Source organism: Roseateles sp. P5_E11, from assembly GCF_054049355.1.
This window is the reverse complement of the sequence record NZ_JBFUMO010000433.1, coordinates 1-5,090: the sequence shown is the minus strand read 5'-3', so window position 1 is coordinate 5,090 and position 5,090 is coordinate 1. Positions and strand designations below refer to the sequence as shown.

Genomic DNA, 5,090 nt, shown 5'->3' with positions numbered 1-5,090 from the left:
GGTGATGAGGTTGGTGGCACCCGGCCCCGAGGTGGCGATGCAGACGCCGATGCGGCCGGTCTCGCGGGCATAGCCGTCGGCCATGTAAGCCGCACCTTGTTCGTTGCGGGCCACGACGGCCTGTGGGCCACCGCGGCGAGCGCTGCGCGCCAGGGCGTTGTAGAGCGGTTCGATGGCGCCGCCCGGGACGCCGAACACATATTCGACGCCCAGCGCGGCCAATGCATCGACCAGCAAATCGGCGGCGTCGCGCACGGCAGGTTCGCGCGCCCCATCCGACGCCGGATGGGACGCCTCGGTATAGAACGGGGCGAGAGCAGTATTTGATTCCACGTTGCAGCAGTCGATAGACACCGCACCGGAAGGCCGCATGGCGCTGCGAAGAGCGCCATGCACCTGCTTGTCGGCACGACATCGGGAAGGATGAGTCCACCATCGATGAACCCAGAACGGTCGCCCGAAACCATTCGGACAACCTCGCTCCTCCCTACGTGCGCTTGGGGCGCCGGTGCTGACTACACCTGGCCCTGCGACATCTATGCCAGCACGTGAATACGTTTCCGCAACCGCRCAATGACCGCAACTGTATCCATATGCAACAAAACTACATCCCCGCGAATGCGGGCGGCAGGACATCACAGGGTCAGGGCTTGACCTTCACTCCTGTAAGTTGCGCGACAGCTGCGAGTGTTGTCTGCGCCGCGTTGAGGCCGAGCAGGAAATCCTTGTCCGAGTAGTTCACGAACAGGTCGGTCGGCTGATGCCAATGCGGGTTCCAGCCTGCGCCGATCTGCTGGCCGCGCTCGTTCTCGCGCAGCGAGATGGCCGGCACCTCGTCCATGAAGGGTGTGGAGTCGGTGTTGGTCATGTGAAAGCCCACGGCCGCCGGGTAGTTCGTCGCGTACTTGTCGTTCGCAGCGCGGAAGTGCCAGGCCAGCTTGGCCGCGCCGTCCGCATGCTTGGACGTGGACTGATACTCGATGTTCACGTCGGCCTCAGCACGCTGCTCCTTCGGCGGCGCGTAGACCGGCTGGCCTTTGGCATCCAGCACCGGCTTGCCCGCCGCGTCCAGCTTGGGCACGGGCATGCCGTGGTCGAACATCATCATGTCGTGCTGGATCATGCCCAGCCACTTCGGCTCCGGGTAAAGCCCTGAGCCCTTGGGCGACTCGATGCCCTGCAAGCCCTTGCGCTGCTCGACATAGGCATAGGCGCCGTTCAGGCCCGTCTCCTCGTTGTTCCACAGCACGAAGCGGATGGAACGATCCGTCGTCACGCCGGGCAGGCTGAGGATGCGCGCCAGCTCCATGACCAGCGCCGTGCCTGAGCCGTTGTCGTTGGCCGCTTCGCCCCAGCCGATGCCGTCCATGTGCGCGCCAACGATGTACATCTCGTCCGGCCGCGTGGTGCCGATCTTGGTGCAGTAGACGTTTTCGCGCAGCGAAGTGCCCTCGGGCGTCGGCTCGGCATTGAGCTTGCGCAGGCGCTCGTCGGGTTGGGCCAGCGGGTCGGTATTCACGCCGATGGGCGCTCGCTTGCCGAACAGCGTGCTGCCGCCCTGCCCCGCCGGGCCACCGGCCAGCGGGCCGCGCGGCGCGGCCGGTGTGCGCTTGGCAGGTTCGGTGAACTGGTATTGCAGGCGCTCGGTGTTGGTGCAGCCGTAACTCTTGAGCTGCGCCTCGATCCAGTCCAGCGCCGCCCGGTTGCGCGCGGTGCCCTGGCGACGGTCACCGAACTGGGTCAGACCCTTGATGGTGGCCTTGTACTTCTCGAGCTCCAGGTGCTTGACCAGGGTGGCGATGGGATCGGCCGCATCGGCGGCTTGCGCCTGGGCCAGGCCGGTGGCAGCGATCAGTGCGGCGGCGACGGTGGCGGTCTTGAAGGACATGGCTGGCGAAGTTGAGTCGGGCAGGCACGCATCCTAGGCCGGCAGCCCCAGGCTCGCCGACAGCAGCAAGGCCGGCGTGGCGCGGTCATCCGGGTCGGTCACGAGCAACAGTTGCAGGGCGCCCTTCCCGACGGTCACGGCGATGCCCTCGGCCTTGCAGCGCAAGGACAGCGGCCACATGCCGACCAAGCGCCCATCCGCCGCCACGACCCCGACGGCCGACCCTCGGCACGGGCCGTCCAGATAGCTGTCATCCGTGGCCTCCGCCGCCGCGCAGAACACCCAGCCCCCACCTGGCAGCGCCGCGCCATCGGTGAAGCACAGCGGCACGCCGTCGATGTCACCCAGTTCGTACGGCGTGCTCGACACCCGCTCGGGCGCCTGCCCAGCGCCGTCCAGCCAGGCCTGGATCGCCGGCCAGTCGTAACTGATCAGCACGTTGACCGGGATGGCCTGGTTGCCCCGCTGCAGCAGGCAGAAGCGGCCTGCCGCGACAAAGGCGCCCTCGATGTTCAGGCCCTCGTGCCGCGCGTGCAGCGGTGCGTACAAGGGCGAGAGATCGATCTCACGGACAGCGCCATGGAGCTCACCCGCCGCGTTGCACGCCAGCAGCGCCGCGCGTTGGCGTTGGGGCCGGGACCCGGAACCCAAGGCCAGCAGCGCACCTTGCGGGCAGCCCGCCCAGGGCGGCAAGCGGGCCAGCGCCTCCAGGTCGGGCTTGGCGGCCTTGCGGGCCTTGGGCTTGTCAGGCAGTTCGCCGTCGAAGAGCCTGTGCAGCCGGCCGGGGCGGTCGCCCGACAAGCCAAAGACGGCCAGCGTGTGCTCGTCATCGGCAACGACAAACAGCCGCTGCCCCACCTGAACCAACCCGCTGGCTGCGCTGAGGTGGCCCAGAGCGGCGTCCGTCTCGACGGACAGTGTTCGGATGACTCGGACCTCCAGCATGGCAAAACTCCGGCAAGCGTGCCGGCGATGCTAGTCGTGCCCGGAGAGCAGCATCGACGCCAGGCTGAGGTGGGGACGCCAGCTGGGGCGCGTTTGGAAGGGTGTGCATCAGCTCGATGACGTCCACCGCCTACCTCCACACGCGTCCCGACACCAGTCCTGTGCTCCAGATGAAGGGCTCGATGTGCACATTTCGTCACGAAATCTCTAGCACCAGCCGATGAATGGTCGGCAGTTCAGGTGATCGGATCGATCGCTAAACCCCATACTGAGCGGCGAACCGCACACGAACCTGAAAGGCTCTGATGGCACCGCGTGAGGTTCGATTGCTTTTGGTCGACGACGACCCGTCCGCGATCCAGGTCATGGCGCGGATGTTGTCGGAGTACCCCGATCAGCGCTTCGCCACATCGGGCCAAGCCGCACTGCGGCTGGCACGTGAGCTGACCCCGGATCTCATCGTGCTGGATGTCGACATGCCTGGCATGACCGGGCTCGACGTGTGTGAGGCGCTGAAGGCCGACCCGGTCTTGGCTGATGTCCCTGTCATCTTCGCGACCAGCCACGACCCCACGACCCTGCTGCAAGTCACGGCCTTCCGCAAGGGCGGGTCCGATTTCGTCACCAAGCCGCTGATCGCGGTCCAGTTGACAGCCCGCGTGCGTGCGCACCTGCGCACCAAACTGCTGATCGAGGATCTGCAACGCGACAGCCTCGCATCGGGTGCCGCGCCGCCGCCGCCAGGCACGCAGACTCCGCGACTGCTGGTCGTTGACGATGACGTTGCATCGATCTACGTGCTGCGCAAGACGCTGGCCGCAATGGGCGATTTTTACTTTGCCAAGAACGGCGAGGAAGCCTTGGACCTCGCGCGTCGCCTGCTGCCGGACCTGATCCTGCTCGACGCGCACATGCCGGGTATCGACGGATTCGACGTGTGCAGGACGCTCAAGGCGGAAGCCGCCTTCAGGCACGTGCCGATCGCTTTCATCACCCGGTTCTCCKATCCGCGCAGCGAGATGCGTGCGCTCGATCTCGGTGCGGCAGATTTCATCGCCAAGCCCTACACCCGGGCTGTTCTGCAGGCACGCGTGCGCAACCTGCTCGACCTGAAGCGACGCACCGATGCCGAGCTGGAGTCGGTGCGCGAACACCTGCAGCGCGTGGGTGATGCGCGCGTCGCAGACATCGTCGGCGCCGCATCGGACGCCATCGTCACCTGCAATGCCGACGACAAGGTGGTGTTGATCAACGCTGCGGCTTGCCGCATGTTCGCCGTCGAGCACCAGCAGGCCATCGGGTCGCCGATGCAAGCGCTGTTGGGCGAGGCTGCGTTGATTGACAACCAAGCTCAGAACGCCCCGGTCCGCACCACGGTCACGCGTGCGAGCGGTGAATGCTTCCCGACCGAGATGTCGGTGTCGCGGGTTGGCGAAGGTCCGGACCGCCTGACCACCGTGATGCTGCGCGACATCAGCGACCGTGATCGGCTCGAGGCCGAATCACGCTCGCGCATCGAAGCCGAAACGGCCAGCCGCACCAAGACGCTGATGCTGTCCTACATCGCCCACGAGATGGGCAACCCCTTGAATGGCATGCTCGGTTTCGCCCAGCTGATGGCGGCCGATGAGAAGCACCCGATGTCTGCGGTCCAGGCCCAGCGCCTGACGCAGATCCTGGCCAGCGGCAAGCACTTGGAAGTCCTGATGCGCGACGTGATGGACCTCGGCCGCTTGGAGACCGGCAAGCTGACGGTCGAGTTGCGCCCAGTGAACGCCGCCCGGTGCGCGCAAGACGCCGCAGAGGCGGTCTCGGCGCTGGCGCAGCGGGCCGGCGTGACGCTGACATGCCCGCTCCCGTCGGCACCCGCCCGCTGCGCCGCCGACGTCGGACGGCTGCACCAGTGTCTGTTGAACCTGCTGACGAATGCCATCAAGTACAACCGGCCCGGCGGTTGGGCAAGGATAGCGGTGACCGGCGACTCGCAAGCAGTCGCGATTGCCGTGAGCGACAACGGCTTCGGCATGGACGCGTTGCAGCGCCAGCACCTGTTCGAACCCTTCAACCGCCTCGGCAGACAGCTGGGCTCGACGCCCGGCGCAGGCCTTGGGCTGATGATCACGCGTCAGTTCGTGGAGGCGATGAACGGTCAGTTGCGCGTCGAGAGCGAGCCGGGTCAGGGAAGCTGCTTCACCATCTCGCTGCCCGGTGCGCCCGACCCCGGTGAAGACACCATCAACCACGCATCATCAAACGC

At 66.5% G+C, this 5,090-nt stretch carries 4 protein-coding genes; 1 reads left to right on the top strand and 3 read right to left on the bottom strand.

The annotated features are described in order from the left end of the window. The 3 genes from ACXJKR_RS23885 to ACXJKR_RS23875 all read right to left on the bottom strand — a co-directional run. The coding region (locus ACXJKR_RS23885) for a thiamine pyrophosphate-binding protein (protein ID WP_457324930.1) at positions 1–333 on the bottom strand (333 nt) is incomplete at its 3' end. 310 nt (positions 334–643) lie between these two features. Then, positions 644–1,888, bottom strand: a complete 1,245-nt coding sequence (locus tag ACXJKR_RS23880) for a M28 family metallopeptidase (RefSeq protein WP_457324929.1) — start codon at positions 1,886–1,888, stop codon at positions 644–646. Positions 1,889–1,921: 33 nt separating this feature from the next. After that, the gene (locus ACXJKR_RS23875) at positions 1,922–2,833 is read right to left on the bottom strand and encodes a DUF6929 family protein (RefSeq protein ID WP_457324928.1); all 912 of its coding nucleotides are present in this window, start codon (positions 2,831–2,833) and stop codon (positions 1,922–1,924) included. A gap of 305 nt (positions 2,834–3,138) precedes the next feature. On the opposite strand from ACXJKR_RS23875, the gene ACXJKR_RS23870 reads away from it, so the two are divergent. After that, positions 3,139–5,090, top strand: a 1,952-nt coding sequence (locus ACXJKR_RS23870; protein ID WP_457324927.1) for a response regulator, incomplete at its 3' end; no start/stop codon positions are given.